The following is a 24,239-nucleotide window of genomic DNA, read 5'->3' as shown; positions in this document are numbered from 1 at the left end:
AGCCTCAGCTCCATGCCTCTTATTATTATAAATAAGGTACAGACCCGCCGTTTATGCGCGACTGCCCCGTTTTTAAGCAAATGTTCAGAAAACGGAAGCTGTATGGGAGTCACGCCGGTATTCAGCTGAAGATGAGTTGACAAGCTTTAGTTTTGACATGATCCATACCTCCTTTTTCCCTATATTGTTCCTTCATCATATAAACAAATCCTTTTTTTGTCAATGCAGGTTTTACATTTCTGCCATTCGGGTATTGTAAAACAAACCTTTTTTACTGAAAGGATGAGGCCGATGTTTCATGCGGACCGGTTGATAGCAGCTTTTGACGGAAGTGATGATAGTAAAAAAGCGCTCCAAAAAGCCATAGACCTTTCAAAAACATTTCACGCGGATTTAACGGTCGTACATTCCCACAATGCAAAAGATACCCAGACGATTGTTGATCCCCCGAGGCCGGGAGCCGGGGCAACGTATATCGGCGGCGGGATTGCAAGCGTTCCTGACCCGCTCCAGGCGGAAAGAATCTCCCCTGATCCGATGATTTATGAAGACCGTACGGAAGAAATCGTTGCGGAAGCGAGAATGCTGATGAACGACAGCCAGATTGACGGGGATATCGACATTTTAGAAGGTGATCCCGCTGATGCCATTATCGAGCATGCCGACCGTATATCGGCGGATTTGATCGTCATGGGGAGCCGGGACCAGAACAGGCTGAAAAAACTTTTATTCGGAAGCGTCAGTGAAAAACTGTCATCGAAATCCGATATTCCCGTGCTGATCGTAAAATAATTCTTTCTGTAAAAGCAGCTTAATCAAAAGCTGCTTTTTTTTACAGCTCCCGGCTGTTTCTTCTTTTTTTCGGCATCACAAAAAAACTCGCCATGATTAAAAAATCGATGCACAATACGACAGACCAGCCCTTTAACAGCTTGCTGAGAGCTTCGGTGCGGGAAGCGTCCTGAATGAGAAATACCGTTCCGGCTAAAAGAACGCCGCCGATGACAAACGCTAATACATGTCTTCCCCATCCTTTTGCATAATGTTTGGCATAATCCAGCCCGTACCGCTTGACCGGTCTTGCCCCTTCCTTGACCACATAATAGCGGAACCGCTCATCCGCCCATTGAATCATGCTTTTCCCGAAGGCGACAGACACTCCGATATAAATGGCCGCCACCGCATGCGCTATAGTCGCCGCCGCCCCTCTGTATAAATCAGCTGCGGCCGCCAGAAACAGTACGGCATCCAATAAAGGAATGAGAGCGAAAAAAAACATTCCGAGCTTTTGCCGCCTGAATATATAGCGCGCCGCCAATCCGAAGATGACAGCCGCCCAAAAAGCAGCCTCACAAATGACAATCAACCAAGCAATCGCGTTCAATCCGGTTCCCCCTTATCGTTTTCTAAAATGCATTGTATCACTGCTTTTTATTTAATACAACTGTATTACAAAATTGCAAGAAAAAATATTTCCTGTTACACTGGAACCATGCCTAAAATAATCGATCATGAAAAAAGAAGAAAACAAATAGCCGAAGCCACTTGGCGGACGATTTTGGAGCGGGGAATGGAAGGAGCGACAGTGAGAAACATCGCCCAGGAAGCGGGTCTTTCTTTAGGCGCGCTGAGGCACTATTTCACCACCCAGGATGAGCTTTTAGGGTATGCGATGACACTCGTAAAAGAAAAAGCGGCCGCCAGAATTAACGAAGTTGCCATGAAAGATCTGCCGCCGAAAGAAAAAGCGGTGCGTCTGATGCTTGAAATCATCCCGACAGACGAAGAAACGATGGCTGAAATGGAGGTATGGTTCGCTTTCACAGCTTATGCCAGACATAAGGGAGAAGAGTTTCAACCCCAGCAGGACGGGATCTTAGCATATATCCGCGGTCTGATTGACTGGCTGGATGAAAATAAGCTTCTGAAACCGAATCTTGATAAAGAGATCGAAGCGGAGAAAATGTACGCCATCGCCGACGGATTGGCGCTGCATGCCATGCTTGAACCTGAGCGTCTTTCAAAAGAGAAGATCTCCCGTGTGCTCGTTCAGCATATCGAATCTCTTTTTATCTGACTGAAGTAAAAAGGCCGGATGTGTTCCGGCCTTTTTTCAGCTTATGACTGAACCCCGAGCTCCTGCTGAATGTGCGACTGAAAAGCGTCCTGAATCGTTTTGGCTACAGGTCCCGGCGCTCCGCTTCCGACCGGTTTTCCGTCAAGGGTTACGATCGGGATTAATTCAGCCGTCGTTGACGAGATGAAAATTTCATCCGCATCCCTGAGCTCGTCTTCGGTAAGAGCCTTCTCCCGCACCTCAATCCCGTTTTCTTTCATCAGCTCTAACAGTTTCATCCGCGTAATGCCGTTTAAAATCAGCTCATTTGCAGGATGCGTCCGGACAGTGCCGTTTATGACGGCGTATACATTGGAAGAGGTTCCTTCCGTGACCGCTCCGTCCCTTATCAGCACCGCTTCATAAGCGCCTGCTTCATAGGCTTTTTGTTTAATCATCACATTATACAGTAAATTCAGACTCTTAATGTCACACCTCAGCCAGCGTTTGTCTTCCGCCGTTATGGCCTGCGCTCCGGCTTTTTGTTCATTTTCCGGTTTTTTCACTGAAAAGGTGTATGCCGTCGTCTGCGGTTCCAATCCTTCGTCATACTGGTGCTTCCGCGGCGCCTTCCCTCTCGTCGTCTGTATATAGACCCCGCCGTCAATGAGTTTGTTTTCCTGTACAAGCTTTTGCAGATCCCATTCTATGTCCTCTGCGGAGAACGGCAGGGTGATGCCGATTTCTGCGGCGCTTCTGAAAAGACGGACAATATGCTCACGCAGACCGAATAAGGCACCGTTATACACTCTGATGACCTCATACACACCGTCACCGAATTGATATCCGCGGTCCTCAATATCAACTGCCGCTTCTTCACGATCAATCAACTGGCCGTTTACTAATGTCTTCATGTAAACCCTCCTCATCGTTATCTGCCGTGATGTGCATTCTCAGCTGTTATTGTCAACTATTCTATCATACTGAACGAGCCGGCTGCGGAGTTTATTTTTTTCTTAAAATCTTATTATTCGACATCTTTTCTATGTCTTTTCCAGTTTTGTTCCTGTATACTTGATTCGACATACATATGCTGTTAACTTATGGCACTTCGCAAGCCTCCGCTGTTATCGGCATTATGCAGAAACTTATGCTACTGGAGAGATTGTTATGCGCAACACAAAAGAAGGTGCTTCCCCTTCCCTGTTTTCATTGGCTTTTAAACTTACGAGTTTAGCAGTTTTGTGCGGACTGCTTCTGGTAATCGTCATAATGGGATATTCCGCTTCCGCCGCAAAAAACAAACAGATCACCGTGACCGCAAACGGGCAGCTTCGGGATGAAGCAGAAAGCCTGCGGCTGAAAAATGATTCTCCCGACGTCTTAATGAAACATTTGCAGAGAGAGCGTGACCCAGGGAAAAAAACGGTATATTTAACCTTCGACGACGGGCCGTCTCCATATACTGAACAGCTGTTGAATGTATTGAAGGCAAATGGCGCAAAGGCCACTTTTTTTATGCTTGAACCGCGGATGAAAGCCTATAAGCATTCCGTGCAAAGAGCGAAGCAGGAAGGAATCGCGCTCGGCCTGCACGGCGTGACGCACGATAATCACCTGTTTTATCAAACACCGACATCACCGCTGAACGAAATGCAGCAGGGACGCGATACACTCGAGGCAATCACCGGAGTAAAAACGGATCTTGTCCGCACGCCTTACGGCAGTAAACCGTCATTGACGGATGCCCAGATTAAGAATCTCGAAAAAGGCGGATTCGTGTACTGGGACTGGACGATAGACAGTGAAGACTGGAAGTACAAAAACGCACGGTACGTGCCGGAAGTATTGAATCAGCTCGCATATTTGGAAAGCGTTCATACGAGCAGGCCGCACGTCATTTTAATGCACGATCTGCCTGCGACGGTGCGCGCTTTGCCGAGCCTGATCCAAAAACTGAAAGCCCAGGGCTACTCCTTTGATGTTCTGACGGATCAAATGATTCCCGTCCATGAATAAGAAAAGCCGGATCTGTATATGATCCGGCTTTTTTTATGTCGCGGCGCTGATCCGTTTTGCAAATTCACCGATCTTCTCATGGATGACAAGATCAAATAAATGGTCGCAATATGTCGGCTCAAGGTTAATGATCACCTGCTTCAAACCGGGAATCCGTCCCGCATCCTCAGGGACAAACCTTGCCGGCGCCACTTCAAGCGAAGTGCCGATTACAAGAAGAAGATCAGCTTTATCAAGCTTTTCATAAAGGGTTTCAAAATGCTGAACGAGATCGCCGAACAGCACGACATCCGTTTTTAATACGGTGCCGCATACCGCATGATCACCGATTTCCGCCGTACATTCCGGCACTTCGTCCTTCAGCAGATGAGAAAGCCCGTAGCGCGCTCCGCAGCGGGGGCATGCGGCGGTCTGAATTGAACCGTGAAGCTCATAGACACTGCTGCTTCCCGCTTTCTTATGCAGCCCGTCAATATTCTGCGTGAAAATGTCTACCTGCTTTCCCCGCTTTTCAAGATCCGCCAAATACGTATGGCCGGCATTCGGCTCATAGCTTCCGCTCATTTTCATCTGAAAGAGCTGTTTGAATTTGGGCCAGAATTCACGCGGACGGCGTTCAAAGTATTCCCTGCTCATCGCTTCCATTCTGGAGGTGTCTTCGGTCCATATACCGCCCGCCGAACGAAAATCAGGAATGCCGGATTCCGTGCTCATTCCCGCTCCCGTCAGCACCACGATACGTTCCGCCTGATTGATCAATGTCATAAACGCTTCCACTCTTCCACCGCCTTTTCTTTTTATCATATCATGAAAAAAGAACGGCGCCTGTTATGCCCGTTCTTTTTCTCCGGAATGATCCTTCACATGAACCGGATCATCGTGGCTTTTCTGTTTTACGAATACATTCTGGCCCGGATAGGCGAATTCCACGCCTTCCTCAGCAAAAATATCAATAATCCGGCGGTTGATATCCTGCCGCACGTCCAAGCTTTCCGCCCAGACGATGGTCTTTGTGTAAAAGTTGAAAAACAGATTGTAATAGCTGTCCGCAAACACGTCAAAGTTAACCATAATCGTATCATCATGCACGCCTTCATGTTCACGAAGCATTTCTCTGAGCCTTGTGATGCACCGCTCTAAACGATCAATCGGCGTCGCATAAGAAACACGAACGGAAAACGTGACCTGGCGCTTCGTCATCCTCGTCCAGTTTGTGATGGCTTCCATGGACAGCGTTGAATTGGGCACGGTAACAAGCGCCCCCTGCGCCGTGCGGAACCTTGTGCTTCGGAAAGTGATATCTTCAACGCCTCCCGTCACAGATGACGTCTCGACCCAGTCGCCGATCGTAAACGGCTTTTCCGTAATGATGATAATGCCGCCGAAAAAATTGCTGATCGTATCTTTAGCCGCGAGCGCGAAGGCCAATCCGCCAAGTCCGAGTCCGGCCACGAACCCGTTTACATCATAATTGAATTCCTGCGCGATCACACTGACGCTGAGCGCGAGAATGACAAAGCGCAGCACCTTGGATAAAAACGGCGCCAAAATGTCATCCATATCAAGCTCAAAGCGCTGATTGACTTTATGAAATAAAAACGAAGACGCCGATGTCAGATTGCAAAGCCCCCAGGCGATCAGCGCAACGATCAGAGAGCGGTACAATTTTTTGACAATGTCCATCTGCCCGTCTAAAAACGGCGAATACTCAATCGCCAAAAACAGACCCAGCGCCACGAAAAACCATCTGGCCGGCTTGTCAAACGCTACGGCAATCTGTTTGAATATGTCGGTTTTCGGCTTGTTTGCCAATTTGTAAATGAGCTGAAAAAAGTATTTGACAAACAGTTTTCTCAAAACGAGAAAAGCCGCTAAAATTCCGATGCTGATACTGATCTGCGAAATATGGTCAAGCGTAAAAAAGCTCTGAAATTGTGTCATCATGGCATATGCTCCTTTGTTTTGTCGAAAATCTATTATACTAAAACATTCGGACATCAGCTTTTTTTAATGTCTTTAGGCAGCCTAAAAAACCCCGGCATCAGAGTACAGCCGGGGTTTTCACACATTCGTTCATCTTTCAGCCAGATACAACAGGGTCAGGCACTATTTCTTCTTTGATTGTGTCTGTTTCAGGAGAGTCGCTTTTTGGATTTCAGCATCGGTTTCGGCCTTAATTCTTTCTTCCACTTTCAATCTCCCTTTTCCCATGATCTCGCCTCCTTTTTGCCATTATAAATCATCACTGCGGATTGTAAACCGAAAAAAGCACTATCTTTATTCCAATAAAATACTGTTTCGCACATTCACCAGTTTGAATCGCTGAGCATATACGAATCTGATATAATAACAGAAATGCCCATGAGGGGAGCTGACAAGCTTGTATACCATCGCTCATCGCGGCGCATCCGGTTACGCGCCCGAAAATACATTTGCGGCATTTGATATCGCTGCCGAAATGAACGCTGATTTCATTGAGCTTGACGTCCAGCTCACAAAAGACGGCCAGATTGTCGTCATCCATGATGACAAAGTCGACCGGACGACGGACGGCTCCGGTTTTGTAAAAGATTTTACGCTGAAGAAGCTGCAGTCTCTGGACGCCGGCAGCTGGTATGGGGCTGAGTTTAAAGGGGAGCGGATTCCCCTGCTCGAAGAGGTCTTGAAGCGTTATCATTCTGAAATCGGTTTTTTAATTGAACTGAAAGGGCACGTTTCTCAAGTCGGTCTTGAAAAAGCAGTCGGCCAGCTGTTAAGCAGGTTTTCCTTTTCCATCCGCCCTATCGTTCAATCATTCAGCCTCAAGTCAATTCAGACCTTTCACGACATGTATCCGTCCGTTCCGACTGCAATAATTGCAAGACCCAGCTTCGGGATGTTTTCCAAAAGCCAGCTGGCCGCCTACAAATCAGCCGTAAATTATGTCAATATTAAATATACCCGTCTGAATCGGTTCTTGATTTCCACCGCTCACAGACACGGCCTGAAAGTATTTGCCTGGACGGTCAGAAATCAAAAGACGGCCGAAAAACTGCAAATGATGGCAGTAGACGGCATTGTAACTGATTTTCCGGATTTTATTTCTAAGGATGGCTGATATGAAACAATACATCGCAATTTTTATCGGAGGCGCGCTTGGCGCATTGCTCCGCTTTGAAATGAGCGCGCACATTCACAGCGGTTCTTTCCCGGCGGCCACTTTCCTCGAAAACGCGGCGGGAAGCCTTTTACTCGGTCTTATTACGGGTTATTTCATCATTCGGGCTAAACGCCCTCTTTTGACCGCCTTTTTAGGAACCGGTTTTTGCGGAGGTTTCACGACGATGTCAACCTTCGCAAAAGAAACCATTTTTCTGCTGCAATCGTCTCCCGCAGCGGCTTTTTGTTATGCTGCCGCGACTTTATTCGCTGGTCTTGCCCTTGCATACGCCGGCATTTTTTTGGGACGGCGGATTGCCCTTCACGCAGCGGGAAGGGGGCATGATACACCATGACGATTGTCCTGATGCTAATCGCAGCGGGTATCGGAGCGGTATTACGTTCTCTTTTGGGTAAAACAATTTCAGAAAGAACAAAAGGTTTTCCGATGCCGCTTGGAATGGCTGCGGTCAACCTGCTCGGCTCCTTCGGCCTCGGCATGTTCACCGGCCTGGGCCTGGATAATCCTTCTGCCGGCATCATCATCGCGACGGGCTTTTTCGGTGCGTTTACGACCTTTTCCACGTTCAGTATTGAAGCCGTGCAGCTGATGATGAACAACCGCATTAAGGAAAGCCTGCTCTACATCGCTGTTTCAGCAGCCGGAAGCCTTTTGGCGTTCTGGTGCGGCTTTGTTATGATATCCATTTAAAAAACCTTGAGCTTATTTTTCGCTCAAGGTTGCGTTATGAAGCATGACCGTTTCAGGCACGGGAAGCTGGCGGTTTATTGTTCCCTGACCGCCCGGGCGGCCCTGTTCTTCTTTGAGTTCAAGCTGTTTAATAAACCGGCCGTCCATTTCTACTATGAGGGCAGTGTATCCCCCGATTTGTATCGACTCACCCGCACAGATGTCAATATTCCGTTTCAGCACAAGACCGCCGATCGTGTCGACTTCCTCTTCAATCCCTGCGCCGAGAAGATGATTCACCTGATCAATCCGAACCTTTCCGTCCAGCACATAATGGCGTTCGGACAGCTTTTGAATCTGCGGCTGTTCATCTTCATCAAATTCGTCTCTGATATCGCCGACGATTTCTTCAAGGATGTCTTCGGTCGTCACAAGACCGGACGTTCCGCCGTATTCATCAGACAATATCGCCAAATGAATCCGTTCTCTCTGCATTTTTATCAGCAGGTCGTGTATCGGGATCGTCTCGATGACTTCAATCACCGGGCGGATGTAAGACGTGATAGATACTTCCGCTTTTTCATCTTCTGTCATAAACAGCAGATCTGAAAAGAGATGCTTCGTATTGATCATGCCGATGACATTGTCTTTGTCCCCGTCCGTTACGGGCCAGCGCGTATATTTGTCTTTCAGCATCATATCAAGCATTTCCGGCACGTCCATATCAGTGGAAACAGCCGCGATTTCTTTTCTCGGGATCATGATTTCCTTGGCGATCCGATTATCAAAATCAAAAATTTTATTCACAAATGTATATTCAGACGGATTGATTTCTCCGTTTTTTAAACTTTCTGACAGCAGGATCCGCAGCTCTTCTTCAGAGTGGGAGCCTTCATGCTCAGATGCCGGCTTTAATCCGGCCAAACCGGTCAGAATTCTCGCGGAGCCGTTCAGCACCCAAATAAACGGGAACATGAATACGTAAAATAACCGAAGCGGTCCGGCAATCCATAACGTCAGCTTTTCCGCTTTTTGAATCGCAACCGTTTTAGGCGCAAGCTCACCGACGACGACATGCAGAAACGTAATCAGCCCGTACGCCGCAGCAAAAGCAATCACATGCTCAGCAGAATCCGGCAGCCCCATGCCCTGAAACACAGGATGAAGCATCCGCTCAAATGCAGGCTCTCCCAGTACGCCGAGCCCGATGGATGTGAGTGTAATGCCAAGCTGCGAGGCGGATAAATACTCATCAAGATCCGTAATGATACGCTTTGCGAGCACCGCCCGTCTGTTCCCTTCTGAAATGAGCTGATCGATTCTGGATCTTCTCACTCTGACGATCGCAAATTCACTCGCCACGAAAAATGCCGTTAACGTAATGAGCACACCGATTAAAATCAAACTGTCAATATCGTCCATTTCACCTTATCCCGAATTGAAGGATAAGGACGTCACCTCCTGATTTCATCGTTTTTTCTTAAGCGAGAGGAACGAAATGGGTGATTGACTACACAGAGGGCCCCATCCTGCCACCTCCTAAGTCAAAGCATGATTGTCATTTGTATAGTTTATTGTATCACAACTCCATTCTTTCATCATTTTCAGATTTTTATGATATAAAAAACAGCCTTCAAAAAGAAGGCTGCCGTTATCTGCTTCGGAAATGATTTTCTAAACAAAGCGCCGTATTAATCCCCCCGAATCCCATGCTTAAGCTTAACGCATGGTGTACGGTATGGGCGCTCGGCCCGTCGGTCACCCACTGAAATGAATCGTCAATCGGCTCCGTTAAGTTTCGGATCGGATGAAGTTTGTTTTCCCGCATTTGCAAGAGAGCAGCAATGATTTCCACCGTTCCGGCCGCACTCAGACCGTGTCCGGTAATCGATTTTGTCGCATTAATCCGCGCGTGCGACAGGCCGCTTTCAGAAAGCGCCCGGCATTCAGTCTTATCACCGATCGGCGAACCGGTGCCGTGCGGGTTGATGTAATCGATCTCTTTTGCTGAAAGACCGGCCCGCTCCAGCGCCTGGCGGATCACCGTCATTTCGCCCTCTGCTGAAGGATTCGGGTTGCGGTTCGCATCAGAAGCCATCCCCCAGCCCTTTAAGCCGGCCCACGATCGTGCGCCCCTCTGTTCGGCAGATTCAGCGCGTTCCAGCACAATCGCCCCGCACGCCTCTCCGAATATAAACCCGTCCGTATGCCGGTCAAACGGGCGGCAGGCGGCTTCAGGCCGTTCAGCGTATGTATCAGTGCCCATCGCTCCCAAAGAACGGAGAGCATGACACTCCATGTACGACAGATCGGCCAGCGCCCCGATCACGATGCACCGGTCAAACAGGCCGCCTTTGATTCCTTGAGCAGCCTGAATAACCGCCGCCTGGCCGCTTGCCGACGCGCCGCCGACCGTAAAGGCCGGCCCTTTTATCCCGAATTGCTCCGTACAAAGCCCCGACAAATCACTATCCATAAAAGAAAGCCCGTATGTCGGATTTACAAATTGCGGCGTTTCACCGTTTTTCTCAAAGGCCTGCAGCAATTCGCGCTGCGTCATATTCGAGCCGCCGATGATCAGACCGGTGCGGCTGTGGTCAGCGCCGTCTAATTGAGCGTCATGCCACGCTTCATATAAAGCGATAAGCGCCGTCTTTCCCGATAATGCGGCCCTTCGGTACAAGCGCTTCGACAGCGCGTCCGGCGGCGTTAATTCGCTAAGCTCCGCGCCGATAAACGAACTGCCTTTCTGCCGGCCGGGCCGTTTCATCACATCAAAGGCGTGCCGCCCCTCCATGAGCGCATCGAGAAACGCCTCCTTGCCTTGTCCGACCGCGGTTAAGACTCCGATTCCTGTAATGCTGATGTCTGACGTGCCATTATTTCTCCTCGACATTTGTCCGTTCTCCCATCTTTATGTATTGGAAGCTATGAAGAAAAATCTTGATACAGTGCTTTGAAAATATCGCGCGACTGTCTGATCTGTTCTGAAGGCACGCTGAAAGATAATCGGAAATAGCCGCTTTTTCCAAATCCGCTGCCGGGTACGATCAATAGTTTGTATTTCTGTGCGGCATGCATGCAGAATGCCACCTCGTCTTCAATCGGTGATTTCGGAAAGACGAAAAAGCCTCCTTTCGGCATTTCAAATTCGAAACCGGCTTCTGTGAGGATGTCCACCATAAGGTCTCTCCGCTTTCTGTAAGGTTCAGCGTCAATCGAAAGATCATCCATTTTCGCCACGGCACGCTGCATCATGACCGGAGCGTTCACAAAGCCGAGCGTCCGGTTGCAGAAAACGAACGCATCCGTCAGAAGATCGCCCTCAGGCATTTGGGCGTCTGCCGCGATATACCCGAGCCTTTCCCCCGCAATGCCGAGATCTTTACTGAACGAACTGACTAAAATCACGCGGTGATACGCCTGAAACGGATTCGCCTGCTCTTCTCCGTAGATCAGCTGGCTGTACGGTTCATCAAATAAAATAAATATGCTTTGGCCGTTCCGCTCTTCGGCTTCTTTTAATAAGGCGCCCAATTCGTTAAGGTTTTTCTGGCTGAGCACAGTCCCCGTCGGATTATGCGGCGTATTAACGATCAGTCCTTTCGTACGGGGGGTGATCGCACCTTTAACCGCTTCAATATCAATCTCAAATGAGTCAGTCAGCGGGCAGATGACGGGTCTGCCGCGGTAATTTTCAACATACGCTTTATATTCCGCAAAATAAGGCGAAAGAAGGATGACTTCTTCCTCGGGGTTTAAAATGCTTTTCAGCGCGACATTCAGCGCCCCGCCGGCTCCGACCGTCATGACTGTATGCCTGGCGGAAATTTCTGTCTGAAACCGCTCTGACAAAAAGCGCGCAACCTTTTCTCTCGCCTCCGGAAGCCCCTGGTTTTGTATGTATCCGTGCCGCCCTGTTTCAGCCGCTTCGCAAAGCGCCTTTTTAAATGTTTCAGGCGGCTCCGCAACCGGATTTCCTATTGAAAAGTCAAACACCTTATCGGCGCCGAACTCTTTTTTCAGCCGAGTGCCTTCATCAAATAGTTTGCGTATCCATGACCCTTTCTCCAGATTCTGTGTCACTTCCCGTGATAAACCGGCCACTGTCATCTGTCCCTTCTGTCTTTTTCTTCCGTTTCTATTTACAATGATTATGAAAGATTTACATGGCGCAGTCAACGCTTTTTCAGACAGCCCGCCGCGCCGTTTCAGGAGAAAGACGGAAAACAATAAACTTGTGCAAACTCCCCTTCATATATTAAACTATTCTCATAACTATAACGTGATGGTTGGGGAGGGATTTAGATGGGGCTGAGACTTATCGCATCAGTGAATTAGCAGAGCTTGCCGGTGTAACGAAACGCACGGTGGATTACTACACAAACCTCGGGCTTTTAAAGCCTGACAGGTCTTGTTCGAACTATCGTTACTACGATACACTTGCACTTAATCGGTTAAAGTTTATAGTCGCTTGTAAAAAGCAGCGATTGGCCCTGTCTGATATAAAAGATCGACTGGAGAACCAGTTTCCCTCTTCAGCCCTGCCTGACGATATTGGAAATCTGGCATCGGAAATTGATCACATGAATCAAAACATCTCCGTGATCTTGAATCGGTTTGAAAAGCTTGAACCAGAGGAGCGTGCCCAGCTGAAAAAAAGGCTGGCTCCTGAAAAGCTTGCAGTGCTTCAATCATTTATGCTGCTGTTAAGTTAAACCATTATCTTACTAACAGGAGGTGTTACCTTCATCTTCCCAAAAGAAGTGAAGGTTCTAATTGGACATTGTGAATTTGATTTTAGTCGCGGTTTTAATCGCGCTGACGGCATTTTTCGTAGCATCTGAGTTTGCGATAATCAGAATCAGAGGCTCACGGGTTGACCAGCTTATAGCAGAAGGAAATAAAGCCGCAATCGGTGTCAAAAAAGTGACCACGCATTTAGATGAGTATTTATCGGCGTGCCAGCTCGGCATAACATTGACTTCCATCGGTCTTGGTGTCTTAGGCGAATCAACGATTGAACGCTTGCTTCATCCGCTTTTCACAAAGATAAACGTACCAAGCTCATTATCGCATATTATTTCATTTATTCTCGCCTATGCGATCATTACATTCTTACACGTGGTCGTGGGAGAGTTGGCGCCGAAAACAGTCGCCATCCAGAAAGCGGAAGCCGTTTCAATGCTGTTTTCGAAACCGCTCATTTGGTTTTACCGCATCATGTTCCCGTTTATCTGGCTTCTGAACAACTCCGCCCGTCTTTTAACGAAGACGTTCGGTCTGGAGACGGTATCTGAAAATGAGCTTGCCCACTCTGAAGAAGAGCTGCGCATCATTTTATCGGAAAGCTATAAAAGCGGTGAAATCAACCAGTCTGAATTTAAATACGTGAACAAAATCTTTGAATTTGACGACAGACTTGCAAAAGAAATCATGATTCCGCGTACGGAAATCGTCAGTCTGCCGCATGATATCAAAATTTCTGAAATGATGGACATCATTCAGATTGAAAAATATACCCGGTACCCTGTCGAAGAGGGTGACAAAGATAATATTATCGGCGTTATTAACATTAAAGAAGTGCTGACCGCCTGCATCAGCGGCGAAGTATCAGTCGACTCGCCGATTACCGATTTTGTTAATCCGATCATCCATGTGATTGAGTCGGCACCGATTCACGATCTGCTTGTAAAAATGCAGAAGGAACGGGTTCATATGGCGATTCTGTCGGATGAATACGGCGGAACCGCGGGGCTTGTCACCGTTGAAGACATTATTGAAGAAATCGTCGGGGAAATTCGTGATGAATTTGATATCGATGAAATCAACGAAATCCGTAAACTCGGCGACGGCCATTACATGCTTGACGGCAAGGTCCTGATTGATCAAGTGAACGAACTCCTCGGCATCCATTTGGAAAATGACGAGGTCGACACCATCGGCGGCTGGTTCCTTACCCAGAAATACGACGTCGAACAATACGACTCGATTATCGAAGAAGGCTGTGAATTTATCATTAATGAAATTGACGGCCACCACGTCGCATATATCGAAGTGAAAAAACTGGCGTTTGATGAACTGCTGGAAACCGCCGAACAAAAAGAAGCATAACAAAAAAGCTTGCGCGTCTGATACAGACGGCAAGCTTTTTTTCATTTACAGTTGTTCAAGTTTTTTCTCAAGCTCTTTAATTCTGGCATTCAGCTCTTCTGTCATGGCCGCAAGCCTCTCCTTCGGCGCAAGATCGGAAAAGTCCTCCAAAAAAATCGGCTCGCCGATGATAAGCCGCATTTTTCCCTTTTTAAACAGCGCTTTTCCCGTAGACGGCCCTTTATATGCGGCCGGAACGAGCGGCGCTTTTCCCATTTGGGCGATGGTCACGGCCCCTCTTTTCAGCGGGACGTCTTCTGATGTTCTCGTACCGCTCGGAAAAATCCCGACAATCTTTCCTTCCTTCAGAAGCTTAATCGGCGTTTTAATGCTGCTCGGGCCCGGATTTTCACGGTCAACCGGGAATGCGTGAATCTTCTTCAAAAAACGTCCGATCCACTTTTTCTGAAACAGCTCTTTTTTCGCCATATAATGAATCTGATGGGGCAATATCCCGACACCGAGCGTGAGGACGTCCACCCAGCCCGCATGCGTGCACGCGATAACGAATCCTTTATCAGACGGAAGATTCTCTTTATTGTACACTTTCACTCCTCCGCGCAGGGATAGAATGCATTTGATGGCATTTGCACAAAACTTATACATAACGCACTTCCTTTGTTGTAATGATCAAAAGTGTTCTCTCTCTCTATTATAACAATATTTTTTATTACCTGGTACTAATAATTATATTTTTCCTCCGCCGATCTCTATCTTTTATGACGGATTTTGGGTACTATAGAGAAATGGTGTTTGATGAGGTGAAAATGAATTTAAGCCGTTTGCATGGAACGTGCAACTTTAAACCTTTCTTATGCGTGTATAACATAGAGGGGAGAAAAGGCAGTGACGATCGATGAAATTTACCAAATGTATATGAATGATGTTTACCGGTTCCTGCTCTCCATGACAAAAGACAAGCATCTCGCTGAAGATTTGCTGCAGGAAACCTTTATGAGGGCATACATACACATTCACTCCTACGACCACAGCAAAGTAAAGCCATGGCTTTTTCAAGTGGCGAGAAATGCGTTTATAGATTATGTCAGAAAACATAAAAAGGAAGTGACCATTTCCGATGACTTAATTGGGAGCCTTTTTCAGACGGCTGTTCAAAGCCCGGCTCATCAGATTGAAATCAAGGAAGTGCTGACAGGGTATATGTCCGAACTTCCCGACAATTATCGGGAGGCCTTAACACTGTATTATTTAAAAGAACTGAATTACAAAGAAGCATCCCATATTATGAATATTTCAGAGGCTAATTTTAAAAGTGTTTTATTTCGTGCCAGACAGCGGCTGAAAGCACTTTATAATAGAGGTGTTAATGATGAATGAAGAATTTAAAAAGCGTTTTTACCAATACAAAAATGGAGAAATGAGCGACCGGGAAATGGCCGCCTTTGAAGAAGAGCTGGAAAAGCTGGAAGTCTATCAGGAGTTGATTGAAAGCGAAATGCAGGACGACCGGGAATGGGACGTCGGCATCAGCCCGGAAAAACAGAAGGCCATTTTATCATACGGAAAACGCAAATCGTATTTGCGGATTTCAGTTCTCGCCGTCATCTCCACTTTGATGATTTTGCCGCTTTGCACATTAGGAAGCTACCTCTATTACGGTCTGGGAGGAAAAGAAAGCACCGGCAATCAATTAATGGAGACCGCGGCAGTGACGGTGGCGACCACAATGCCGAACGTCCTCGTCGATACCTCCGGACTGAAAAGCCAGGTGAAGCTGTTTGGAATGAATACGGAATTTCCGCTGCAAAAGCAGATCGGCACAAAAACGAAATCCGTCGGCGGAGAACGGATTGAAATGTTTTTAGATACGGTCAAATCGCCTGCCGTTAACTACTATGATTTAGACGCGGCACAGGCAAAGCATTATTTCGCCCATCCTTCCGGCTTAAAGGAACGCACGATTGAAAAAGCCGGACAGACATTAAAAAAATTGCCTGAAGGAAGCGTGGCGGAGGTCTATCTTTCTTATGACAGGGCCTACCCTTCTTCTCAAGTATATTCGACTTTTAAAAAATACGATGTGAAGTTTTTATGGAACGCGGTCGAAACGGAGAAAAATCTGAAAGACAGTCCTTATGCTGAGCCGTTAGGATTTCCCGGGAAAGATTCCAAGATGGTGTCCTCTTTCGAAACGCAAGGACAGACAGACCGTGAACAATTTATCAATGCCCTTGAATTTATGTCCCGCCATAAAAAATGGGCGCATGCAATATCGAAACGCAAAGACATGAATCTTGGCAGCCGAATCGACTATGTTGAACATCACGGAATGAACGTATACGGCTCTGTCGTGACGGGGCCGACAAAAGAAATCGAACGTCTGCTGAAAAACAAAACAGTAAAAGCAGCAAACATCGGTGAGGTGGAATTATGGAATTGGTAAGAATTTTTAAAGAGCATAATGTTTTCGGCTGGATATCAGTCGGTACCGCGATTTTGTCGCTGCTGCTTTTGAACGTGGCAATCATCAGCAATGTGACTTTCTATTCTTATCAGATGCTGCCGTTTGCGATGGCCGCCGTGCCGTTCGGCATCATTGAGCTGTTTATTAAAAAAGGACGGACGGGCCCGGGACTGCTCGGTGTCATTCTCAATCTGTTCGTCATTGTCTGTGTATATACGATCGTTGCGGTTGATACGAATCTGCAATTCGGTTTTTAAACATAAAAACAGGCCCTTTTACGGGGGCCTGTTTTTTTAAAATGAAAGAACGCCGATTAAATGCAGCAATACGACGATGATAGCCAGCGGCACGAGATATTTCAGAAGGAAATACCACAGCTGAAAGAAACGATAGCCGATGGCGGAACCGCTTTTCATCTCGGCAAACAGCTCCTGCTTCGGTATTTTCAGCGGGACGAAGATTGATATTAATAAAGCGCCGAGCGGAATCAGCACATTGCTGACGGTGAAATCCGCAAGATCAAAAAACGTTTTTCCGAACAAATGAACATCACCGAGAACACCGTATGATAAACAGGACGGAATTCCGACTAAGAAAATGAGCAGACCGCTTGTCCACGACAGCTTCTTTCTTTTCGTTTCATCACCTTTCCCGACAGTCGCCACGATAATTTCCACCATCGAAAAGGCCGAAGTCAGCGCGGCGAAGAAAAAGACCGCCAAAAAGCTGATAAAAAACAGCGAGCCGAACGGCAGCCGGTCAAACACAGCCGGCAGCACGGTAAACAGCAGTGTAGGCCCTTCATCCGGTTTAAAGCCGAACGAAAAAACCGCCGGGAAAATGGCCAGTCCCGCAAACAGCGTAACGAGCACATTCATCATAACAATGGAACCCGCCGAACCCGGAAGATTTTGGGTTTTCGGCAGGTACGAACTGTATGTCACCATGACCGAAACACCGAGCGTTAATGTAAAAAACGCCTGTCCTAAAGCATATAGGATGGATTCCGGCGTCAAATCTTCAAAGTGCGGAACCAATAAAAATCTAATCCCCTCAACGGCATGATCGAGCGTGACTGATCGCAGCACAAGCAATAGAAACAGCACGAATAAAATCGGCATCAGCACCGCACTGACACGTTCAATCCCTTTCTGCACGCCTTTTGCGACGACCGCCACCGTCATGATCATAAATACAAGCTGCGCAATGAGAGTCTGGATCGGATTTTCAATGACCGTCCCGAACACCGTGCCGTACTGCTCCTGAGTGAGCCCGGATAAAGAACCGGTAACGGCTTTTAACACATAAAGCAAAATCCACCCGCCGACAACACTGTAAAAAGACAAAACTAAAAAACAGGCCGCCACACCCACATAACCCGTAAGGTGCCATACCGACTTCGGCGCGGCTTGTTTGTAGGCATCAATCGCATTTGTCTGGCTCCGTCTTCCGAAAATAAATTCACCGAGCAAAAGCGGATAGCCTAAAAGCACGGTAAAGAGGACGAATATAAGAAAAAAAGCGCCTCCCCCGTTCGTACCCGCTACGTAAGGGAACTTCCAAATGGCTCCCAGGCCGATCGCCGAACCGGCAGCGGCCATAATAAATCCTATTTTTGAGGCCCATTGAACCCTTTTTTGGTCAGACACGACTTTCCACTTCCCTTCCGCCCTATATTATCCCTTATTCGCTGCGATAACTTAAGCCCATTTCAATATGTTTCATTATTCCGAAAAATAAAAAGGAGCGGCGGGTGCCGCTCCTTACAAATCCCCGTTTAATTTCGAATGCTTTCTCGAATATAAGAAATAAATCACCAGACCGATGATCAGCCAGATAAAGAAACGGAATATGGTGGTGGCGCCGAGGTTAATAATCAAAAACACGCAGAACAGAATGGACAATATCGGAATAAAGGGAACCCCCGGACATTTAAAAGCCCTTGGCAGATCAGGCTGTTTCTTTCTTAATACGATAACTGCCACTGAAATCAGGACAAATGCGGCAAGCGTGCCGATGTTCACCAGCTTCGCCAGTTCATCAAGCGGGACGAGCGAGCCGAGTAATGCCGACAGGATGCCGAACACCCATGTCACCACGTGCGGCGTTTTATGCTTCGGATGGACTTTTGAAAGCGCCCCCGGCACCAAACCGTCACGGGACATGGCAAACATTACCCTCGTCTGGCCGTACAGCATGACGAGCATCACCGTTGTCATCCCCAACACTGCGCCGATATCAATAATCCCGGCCACCCAATTCTGTCCGGCCATCTGCAGGACGAGAGACACGGGATGGTCAACGCCTTCAAAGCGGGCAAACGGAACGACGCCCGTCATAATCGCCGATACGGTCACATACAGCACGGTGCAGACGATTAATGAAAAGATAATTCCTTTCGGCAGATCCTTCGCCGGATTTTTCGTTTCTTCAGCGGCGGAAGAGACGGCGTCAAAACCGATAAAAGAGAAGAAAACGAGCGCCGCGGCACTGAAAACACCGCCGAATCCCATCGGTATAAACGGCTGCCAGTTGTGAGGTTTGACATATACGGCCGCAACGGCGATAAACAATAGAACAACCAGAACCTTCAAAATGACCATAATATTATTGACCCGCTTCGATTCTTTAATGCCTAAATAGAGAAGGAATGTAATCGCAAGCACGATAACAAATGCGGGGAGATTAAAGAATGTGACCGTGCCTTTAATGGATCCCGGCGCGGCCGTTAATGCGGTCGGAAGATGAATGCCGAAGCCCGCCAAGAATGATTGAAAATAGCCGGACCAGCCGACCGAAACCGCGCTGACGGCGAGCATATATTCCAAGATTAAATCCCATCCGATGATAAACGCGAGAAGTTCACCCAGTGTCGCATAAGTAAACGTGTAGACGGAACCCGAAACCGGGACGCTTGAAGCAAATTCGGCATATGACAAAGCCGCAAATAAACACGCAAGAGCGGCGATGACAAATGAAACAGTCAGCCCCGGCCCCGCCGTGACAGCGCCTGTTCCGGTTAATACAAAAATCCCCGTTCCGATGATGGCCCCTATCCCCAGAAGGGTCAAATCAAAGGCCCCTAACTCTCTTTTCAGCGACTTTTCCCCGCTCGTTGCGGCAAGCAGGTCCTGAATGCTTTTCTTTCTGAATACGCTCCCCTTCATCTGCTTCACTCCTTGTAAACCAATATATGTTAGAATATTCAGATAACAATAGCAATAATGACTAAATTCTTATTTTTCGCATGAAATGTTTCAGCACATCATTCCTTTCTCCTATGTCATATTATAGCGAAAAATATAAAAATGAAAATAACTTTTTTGAAAATTCTATATATTATTTTTAGTTTTCATAAAACAGAACTCAGCGGATTCCCCACTGTTAAATATTAACATTAGTGATTCAGCTGGAGACTTCCATTTTTTGAAAATCGTATTCATATGTACGTTCAAATAAAAATCCCGCCCTTTTTAAAAGCGCGGGATAAGACTTGCGTATTATGTTGAAATAAATCTGCCGCCATTTACGTGAATGGTTTGCCCCGTCATATAGGAAGATTCATCTGAAGCCAGAAGCACGTAAGCTCCGGCGTGTTCCGCAGGCTGTCCCGGTCTTCCCATCGGAGTGTCCAGACCATGCTTTTCCACCTTTTCTTCAGTAAACGTTGCCGGAATCAGGGCGGTCCAGATCGGGCCAGGGGCCACTGCATTTACTCTGATCCCCTGATCGGCCAATGACATCGCCATTGAACGCGTAAAGGAAACGATGCCGCCTTTCGTGCATGAATAGTCGATCAATGATGTGTCTCCCTGATAAGCGGTAATAGACGTTGTATTAATGATGGCGCTCCCTCTTTGCAGGTGGGGCAGCACGGCTTTTGTCATATGAAACATAGAAAACATGTTTGTACGGAATGTCTTCTCCAGCTGTTCAGCTGTAATATCAAGAATCCCGTTTTGCGGATGCTGCTCAGCCGCATTATTAACGAGAATATCTATTTTTCCGTAGTGATCTAAGACTTGCCGGACCGCCTTCTGACAATGCGCCTCATCACCGACGTCTCCCGGAATTAACAGGCATTCGGCCTGGTATTCTTCCGCACGCTTTTTCGTTCTCTCGGCATCGGCATGTTCGTCTAGGTACAGGATGGCAAGATCCGCCCCTTCCTTCGCGTAAGCAATCGCAGCCGCTGCGCCGATGCCGCTGTCTCCGCCCGTGATGACGGCGACTTTTCCTTTTAATCTGCCCGATCCTTTTACATCCGGGTCCTCCAAGAGCGGTTTCGGCTCCATGTCTGACTCAATGCCGGGCTGGCGCTTTTGCACCTGCGGCTTTTGTCCTTCCGTCTGTCTGTCCATCGGATTCATATTCTCACACTCCTGCAATTGGTATTACTGAGACGATACCACGCAGCGCGGGGAGTTAAACGGACAAATATGCCGGTGATTAAAGCTGCTGAGCCGTTTCGGGAAAAGCGCCGGTGTATTTCGCAGACGGCCTGTAAATCATGTTGTCAGCGGACTGTTCAAGCACGTGTGCGCACCAGCCTGCCATTCTGCTTGCTGAAAAGGTCGGCGTAAATAAATCATTGTCGACATCAATGGCCTGCATCACAGCCGCTGCGTAAAACTCCACATTCGTATACAGCTTCCGTCCGGGCTTATATTGCTCTAACAGGCGGATGGCTTCCTTCTCCACATAAAGCGCCAAGTCAAGCGACGGATCATTTCCCGCCACTTCTTCAGCCTTTATGCGCAGCGCTTCCGCCCGCGGGTCTTTTGTTTTGTACACCCTATGTCCGAAGCCCATCAGGCGTTCTCCCTTCATAAGCTTCGCTGCCAAATATGCTTCTGCATTTTCTTTTTCCCCGATGTCTTCAAGCATTTTCGTGACGCCTGAAGGCGCGCCTCCGTGCAGCGGCCCTTTCATCGTACCCAGTGCGGCAGTGACGGCAGACACTAAGTCCGATTCAGTCGAAACGGTGACTCTCGCTGAAAAAGTCGATGCATTCATCCCGTGCTCCATCGCCAGAATCATATACGTTTCAAGCGCTTTCTTTTGGGCTGCGGACGGCTGCCTGCCTGTCAGCATATACAAATAGTTTTCAACGTGTCCGTATCGCGCCTCAGGTGACAACGCTTCCTGCCCTTGTTTACGGCGGTATCTGTACGCAATAATCGTCGGTGTGACGGCAATCAGTTTAATCGCTTCTTCCGGCTTGGGCGGATATGTAAATGAATCTGTGCCCAAACCTGAAACAGCCGTTCTCAGCACCGCCATGTCGTCCATTTCATCCGGAAGCGTTTCCAGTAAGTCGATCAAATGTTTCGGAAGCCCGCGCTCGGCTGCAAGTTCTTCCTGAAACGCAAGCAATTGCCGCTCATCAGGAAGCGCCCCGTTCAAAATGAGATACGCTGCTTCTTCAAAACTGGATTGCAGCGCGATATCCTTCGCGTCATAGCCGCGATATATTAAATGCCCCTTTTCTCCGTCAATGTGGCTGATCGCCGTTTCTGCACAAGTAATCCCTTTCAATCCACGATAAATCAATTTCATTCCCCCTTATCCTCTTTCTGTTATTATAGTAAATATAATATTTAAAAAATAATGAATATTTTTAAGGGAATTAATTAAAACTTTTAATCAGAGGAGTGCATCTATGGATTTTAAATGGCTTCACACCTTCGTCACCGCGGCAAAATATGAGAATTTCAGAAAAACGGCGGAAACGCTTTTTTTATCTCAGCCGACCGTCACCGTTCATATAAAATTATTAGAGAAAGAAATCAGCTGCAAGCTGTTTCAGCGAAGCGGCCGGAAAATACAATTGACGGAAGAAGGAAAAGCATACGTGCCGTTTGCCATGAGGCTTTTGGAAGACTATGAAAACAGCATGGCGGAGCTGCACAGGGTGCGCCAGGGCTACTCGCACACGCTGACACTCGCTGTTTCGCCGCTTATCGCCGACACCGTTCTCCCGTCTGTCATGAAGCGTTATACAGAGGACAATAAAGAAACCGAAATGACGGTCACCATTTTCGAATCGGAAGAAATCGCCTCTCAAATCAGAAACGGCTCAGCCGATATCGGACTGAGCTGCTTAAAGGTGCAATCATCTTCCCTCACTTGCCGCCCCCTGTACAATGACCCCGTTGTCCTCGTCGCGCCGCCCGGCCGAAAACCCGGAACAGGGAAGGCGGATGAAGTAAAAGACCTGTTCGGACAATATCTGCTTTTGACCCATAACCATCCTGACTATTGGGATGATTTGCTCCGCCAGGTCAGAATACAGTTTCCTTTCGTCAGGACGATGAAGGTGACACAGACGCATATTACGAAACGATTTATTAAAGAGGGGCTGGGTGTCTCATTTCTGCCGCTGTCAGCGGTACGGGCCGAACTCGCCGCAGGCAGCATGATTGAAATTCCGTGCGAATTCGCCCAGATGCCGAGCGCGGGCGCGTACGCCATCGCCCTCTATGAAAATGAAAAAAAGAAAACCTTTTTAGATTTTTTATCACATTTTCATTTTAGGTGAAACAAATGGAGCTCTGTCCCGTCTAAATAAAAAACCCGTTCTGATGAACGGGTTTCTATCGCTGCTAGAATCTTTTCGCGCCAAGGTAGCGAGGTTTCCAGTAGCTGTTATTCAGATCACTTGTTGCGACGCCGTCAGAACCGGCATGGATGAACTTGTTGTTTCCGATGTACACACCCATGTGTGAAGGGCCGGCCTGATATGTTGTAAAGAAGACGAAGTCTCCTCTTGACGGGCTGGACACGCTCTTCATTGAGCTCCAGTATCCCGCAGTGCTCGTTCTGCCGACACTCGTCTGTTTGTTTAATAGGTACCAGATAAATCCGCTGCAGTCAAAGCCGGAAGTCGTTGTTCCGCCCCATACATACGGCGTGCCGATTAAAGATTGCGCATCAGAAATCAGCTTGTTTACATTCAGGCTCGTCTGTGCAGCATTATGGCTGGATGAAGGCTGCTTTGATGACGAAGATCCTGAAGACGTTGAACCGGAAGTTGATCCCTTTACTTTAAGAACTTGTCCGATGCGGATCAGGTCCGTTTTTAAACCGTTTAAACTTTTTAATTGGTTTACCGTCATTTTATATTTATTCGCAATTTTCCAAAGGCTGTCGCCTTTTACGACTTTATATGTAGACGATGATGACTTGCTGCCGGAATTTGAACCTGAGGATGATTTACCGTTAATCGAAAGCGTCTGACCGATGTAAATGATATCCGATTTTAATTTGTTCTCAGATTTAATGGAATTAATTGACGTTCCATACCGATTTGAAAGTCCCCATAATGTATCGCCTTTTTTTACCTTAATCGTTTGCGCAGATGCCGCGCCCGCAAACAAAGTCGTCCCCAAAACCACTGCCGTTGTTGCTGTAACAAGTTGCTTTTTCATATTTTCCTCCCTGAATGATTCTATCTATTTTATGTGTCTCTTTTTTAAAGTTTTTATCTGTTTCCTATTATAAGGTTCAATTTCCACTAGAAATAGACTTGACTTCCCGTGACAAATTTCTTACTAATTCGTTTTAGAAAAAAGTTTTTAAGGGTATTAAATATTTCAATTTGATTTCAAACGTGACGAAAAACAAGTCAATTTGTCATGTTTTTTTCCTGTGATCCTCGTATTTTGGAAAAACAAAGCAGTTCATTTTCCAAATAACCCCTTGTTAAAAAAATCCTCGTCTTTTTCAAAAAAGTGAATGGTTTTCACTCTTTCTTG

Annotated in this window: 26 protein-coding genes; 12 read left to right on the top strand and 14 right to left on the bottom strand. The window is 47.3% G+C overall.

The genetic code is table 11. The features are described 5' to 3' along the window. Nucleotides 1-291 precede the first annotated feature (291 nt). Nucleotides 292-792: a universal stress protein gene (locus NYE36_RS05030; RefSeq protein ID WP_003155289.1), complete on the top strand. Its 501-nt coding sequence runs from the start codon at nucleotides 292-294 to the stop codon at nucleotides 790-792. 40 nt (nucleotides 793-832) lie between these two features. On the opposite strand, the gene NYE36_RS05025 is transcribed toward NYE36_RS05030, so the two are convergent. Further along, nucleotides 833-1,384: a hypothetical protein gene (locus NYE36_RS05025; RefSeq protein WP_265451302.1), complete on the bottom strand. Its 552-nt coding sequence runs from the start codon at nucleotides 1,382-1,384 to the stop codon at nucleotides 833-835. A 108-nt stretch (nucleotides 1,385-1,492) separates the two neighbouring features. Between NYE36_RS05025 and NYE36_RS05020 the strand changes: the two genes are divergently transcribed. Next, nucleotides 1,493-2,077 carry a TetR/AcrR family transcriptional regulator gene (locus tag NYE36_RS05020; protein ID WP_012117186.1) on the top strand — a complete coding sequence of 195 codons (585 nt, stop codon included), beginning with the start codon at nucleotides 1,493-1,495 and terminating at the stop codon, nucleotides 2,075-2,077. A gap of 41 nt (nucleotides 2,078-2,118) precedes the next feature. Here NYE36_RS05020 and dat read toward each other — a convergent pair whose 3' ends face one another. Next, a complete protein-coding gene (gene dat, locus NYE36_RS05015) occupies nucleotides 2,119-2,970 on the bottom strand; it encodes a D-amino-acid transaminase (RefSeq protein ID WP_015417131.1) in 852 nt (283 codons plus the stop codon). Nucleotides 2,971-3,226: 256 nt separating this feature from the next. Here dat and NYE36_RS05010 point away from each other — a divergent pair, with 256 nt between their 5' ends. After that, a complete protein-coding gene (locus NYE36_RS05010; protein WP_251257053.1) occupies nucleotides 3,227-4,075 on the top strand; it encodes a polysaccharide deacetylase family protein in 849 nt (282 codons plus the stop codon). A gap of 33 nt (nucleotides 4,076-4,108) precedes the next feature. Here NYE36_RS05010 and NYE36_RS05005 read toward each other — a convergent pair whose 3' ends face one another. The 3 genes from NYE36_RS05005 to NYE36_RS04995 form a co-directional block, all read right to left on the bottom strand. Further along, nucleotides 4,109-4,852, bottom strand: a complete 744-nt coding sequence (locus tag NYE36_RS05005) for an NAD-dependent protein deacylase (RefSeq protein ID WP_012117183.1) — start codon at nucleotides 4,850-4,852, stop codon at nucleotides 4,109-4,111. Between the two features lie 51 nt (nucleotides 4,853-4,903). Beyond that, entirely contained in the window at nucleotides 4,904-6,019 is a 1,116-nt protein-coding gene (locus tag NYE36_RS05000; RefSeq protein WP_015239489.1) for a mechanosensitive ion channel family protein, read from the bottom strand. 162 nt (nucleotides 6,020-6,181) lie between these two features. Next, complete coding sequence (locus NYE36_RS04995; protein ID WP_003155299.1) at nucleotides 6,182-6,286, bottom strand: YhdX family protein; 105 nt, start codon at nucleotides 6,284-6,286, stop codon at nucleotides 6,182-6,184. Nucleotides 6,287-6,455: 169 nt separating this feature from the next. Here NYE36_RS04995 and NYE36_RS04990 point away from each other — a divergent pair, with 169 nt between their 5' ends. The 3 genes from NYE36_RS04990 to crcB are packed head-to-tail and all read left to right on the top strand — an operon-like array spanning nucleotide 6,456 to nucleotide 7,925. Then, complete coding sequence (locus tag NYE36_RS04990) at nucleotides 6,456-7,172, top strand: glycerophosphodiester phosphodiesterase family protein (protein ID WP_015417128.1); 717 nt, start codon at nucleotides 6,456-6,458, stop codon at nucleotides 7,170-7,172. A 1-nt stretch (nucleotide 7,173) separates the two neighbouring features. Continuing rightward, nucleotides 7,174-7,569: a CrcB family protein gene (locus NYE36_RS04985; RefSeq protein WP_029325977.1), complete on the top strand. Its 396-nt coding sequence runs from the start codon at nucleotides 7,174-7,176 to the stop codon at nucleotides 7,567-7,569. Further along, entirely contained in the window at nucleotides 7,566-7,925 is a 360-nt protein-coding gene (gene crcB / locus NYE36_RS04980; protein WP_012117180.1) for a fluoride efflux transporter CrcB, read from the top strand. The genes NYE36_RS04985 and crcB overlap by 4 nt, the downstream gene beginning before the upstream one ends. 12 nt (nucleotides 7,926-7,937) lie before the next feature. Here the strand turns inward: crcB and NYE36_RS04975 are convergent, their stop codons facing one another. The 3 genes from NYE36_RS04975 to NYE36_RS04965 all read right to left on the bottom strand — a co-directional run bounded on the left by NYE36_RS04975 (nucleotide 7,938) and on the right by NYE36_RS04965 (nucleotide 12,017). Further along, nucleotides 7,938-9,326 carry a hemolysin family protein gene (locus NYE36_RS04975; RefSeq protein WP_251257052.1) on the bottom strand — a complete coding sequence of 463 codons (1,389 nt, stop codon included), beginning with the start codon at nucleotides 9,324-9,326 and terminating at the stop codon, nucleotides 7,938-7,940. 229 nt (nucleotides 9,327-9,555) lie between these two features. After that, nucleotides 9,556-10,800, bottom strand: coding sequence for a beta-ketoacyl synthase N-terminal-like domain-containing protein (locus NYE36_RS04970; RefSeq protein ID WP_015417126.1), 1,245 nt, complete (start codon nucleotides 10,798-10,800; stop codon nucleotides 9,556-9,558). Between the two features lie 32 nt (nucleotides 10,801-10,832). Next, nucleotides 10,833-12,017 carry a pyridoxal phosphate-dependent aminotransferase gene (locus NYE36_RS04965; protein WP_327997395.1) on the bottom strand — a complete coding sequence of 395 codons (1,185 nt, stop codon included), beginning with the start codon at nucleotides 12,015-12,017 and terminating at the stop codon, nucleotides 10,833-10,835. 179 nt (nucleotides 12,018-12,196) lie between these two features. On the opposite strand from NYE36_RS04965, the gene NYE36_RS04960 reads away from it, so the two are divergent. Together NYE36_RS04960 and NYE36_RS04955 are read left to right on the top strand one after the other, a co-directional pair. After that, nucleotides 12,197-12,622 (top strand): MerR family transcriptional regulator, encoded by a 426-nt coding sequence (locus NYE36_RS04960; protein WP_007409263.1) that lies wholly within the window; start codon nucleotides 12,197-12,199, stop codon nucleotides 12,620-12,622. A gap of 61 nt (nucleotides 12,623-12,683) precedes the next feature. After that, a complete protein-coding gene (locus NYE36_RS04955) occupies nucleotides 12,684-14,018 on the top strand; it encodes a hemolysin family protein (RefSeq protein WP_003155308.1) in 1,335 nt (444 codons plus the stop codon). A 45-nt stretch (nucleotides 14,019-14,063) separates the two neighbouring features. Here NYE36_RS04955 and NYE36_RS04950 read toward each other — a convergent pair whose 3' ends face one another. Continuing rightward, entirely contained in the window at nucleotides 14,064-14,663 is a 600-nt protein-coding gene (locus NYE36_RS04950; RefSeq protein WP_007409265.1) for a 1-acylglycerol-3-phosphate O-acyltransferase, read from the bottom strand. 240 nt (nucleotides 14,664-14,903) lie between these two features. Between NYE36_RS04950 and sigM the strand changes: the two genes are divergently transcribed. The 3 genes from sigM to NYE36_RS04935 are packed head-to-tail and all read left to right on the top strand — an operon-like array spanning nucleotide 14,904 to nucleotide 16,739. After that, nucleotides 14,904-15,395 (top strand): RNA polymerase sigma factor SigM, encoded by a 492-nt coding sequence (sigM, locus tag NYE36_RS04945; RefSeq protein WP_003155312.1) that lies wholly within the window; start codon nucleotides 14,904-14,906, stop codon nucleotides 15,393-15,395. Next, nucleotides 15,385-16,461, top strand: coding sequence for an anti-sigma factor (locus NYE36_RS04940; protein WP_087920756.1), 1,077 nt, complete (start codon nucleotides 15,385-15,387; stop codon nucleotides 16,459-16,461). The genes sigM and NYE36_RS04940 overlap by 11 nt, the downstream gene beginning before the upstream one ends. Beyond that, entirely contained in the window at nucleotides 16,449-16,739 is a 291-nt protein-coding gene (locus NYE36_RS04935; RefSeq protein WP_003155315.1) for an anti-sigma-M factor, read from the top strand. The genes NYE36_RS04940 and NYE36_RS04935 overlap by 13 nt, the downstream gene beginning before the upstream one ends. Before the next feature lie 36 nt (nucleotides 16,740-16,775). Here NYE36_RS04935 and NYE36_RS04930 read toward each other — a convergent pair whose 3' ends face one another. The 4 genes from NYE36_RS04930 to NYE36_RS04915 form a co-directional block, all read right to left on the bottom strand. Next, a complete protein-coding gene (locus NYE36_RS04930; RefSeq protein WP_108725075.1) occupies nucleotides 16,776-18,131 on the bottom strand; it encodes a sodium-dependent transporter in 1,356 nt (451 codons plus the stop codon). A gap of 114 nt (nucleotides 18,132-18,245) precedes the next feature. Further along, nucleotides 18,246-19,649, bottom strand: coding sequence for an amino acid permease (locus NYE36_RS04925; protein WP_012117176.1), 1,404 nt, complete (start codon nucleotides 19,647-19,649; stop codon nucleotides 18,246-18,248). Between the two features lie 333 nt (nucleotides 19,650-19,982). Further along, entirely contained in the window at nucleotides 19,983-20,852 is an 870-nt protein-coding gene (locus NYE36_RS04920) for an SDR family oxidoreductase (RefSeq protein ID WP_007409269.1), read from the bottom strand. Nucleotides 20,853-20,931: 79 nt separating this feature from the next. Further along, nucleotides 20,932-22,035: a citrate synthase/methylcitrate synthase gene (locus tag NYE36_RS04915; protein WP_265451303.1), complete on the bottom strand. Its 1,104-nt coding sequence runs from the start codon at nucleotides 22,033-22,035 to the stop codon at nucleotides 20,932-20,934. Between the two features lie 109 nt (nucleotides 22,036-22,144). Between NYE36_RS04915 and NYE36_RS04910 the strand changes: the two genes are divergently transcribed. After that, nucleotides 22,145-23,023, top strand: coding sequence for a LysR family transcriptional regulator (locus NYE36_RS04910; RefSeq protein ID WP_025649531.1), 879 nt, complete (start codon nucleotides 22,145-22,147; stop codon nucleotides 23,021-23,023). A gap of 64 nt (nucleotides 23,024-23,087) precedes the next feature. Here the strand turns inward: NYE36_RS04910 and NYE36_RS04905 are convergent, their stop codons facing one another. Next, nucleotides 23,088-23,912 carry a C40 family peptidase gene (locus NYE36_RS04905; protein ID WP_199022444.1) on the bottom strand — a complete coding sequence of 275 codons (825 nt, stop codon included), beginning with the start codon at nucleotides 23,910-23,912 and terminating at the stop codon, nucleotides 23,088-23,090. Nucleotides 23,913-24,239 lie beyond the last annotated feature (327 nt).

Origin of the sequence: Bacillus sp. FSL R5-0593, from assembly GCF_038603755.1 — a bacterium.
GTDB classification, from domain to species: domain Bacteria; phylum Bacillota; class Bacilli; order Bacillales; family Bacillaceae; genus Bacillus; species Bacillus velezensis.
This window is presented reverse-complemented; position numbering and strand designations above follow the sequence as displayed.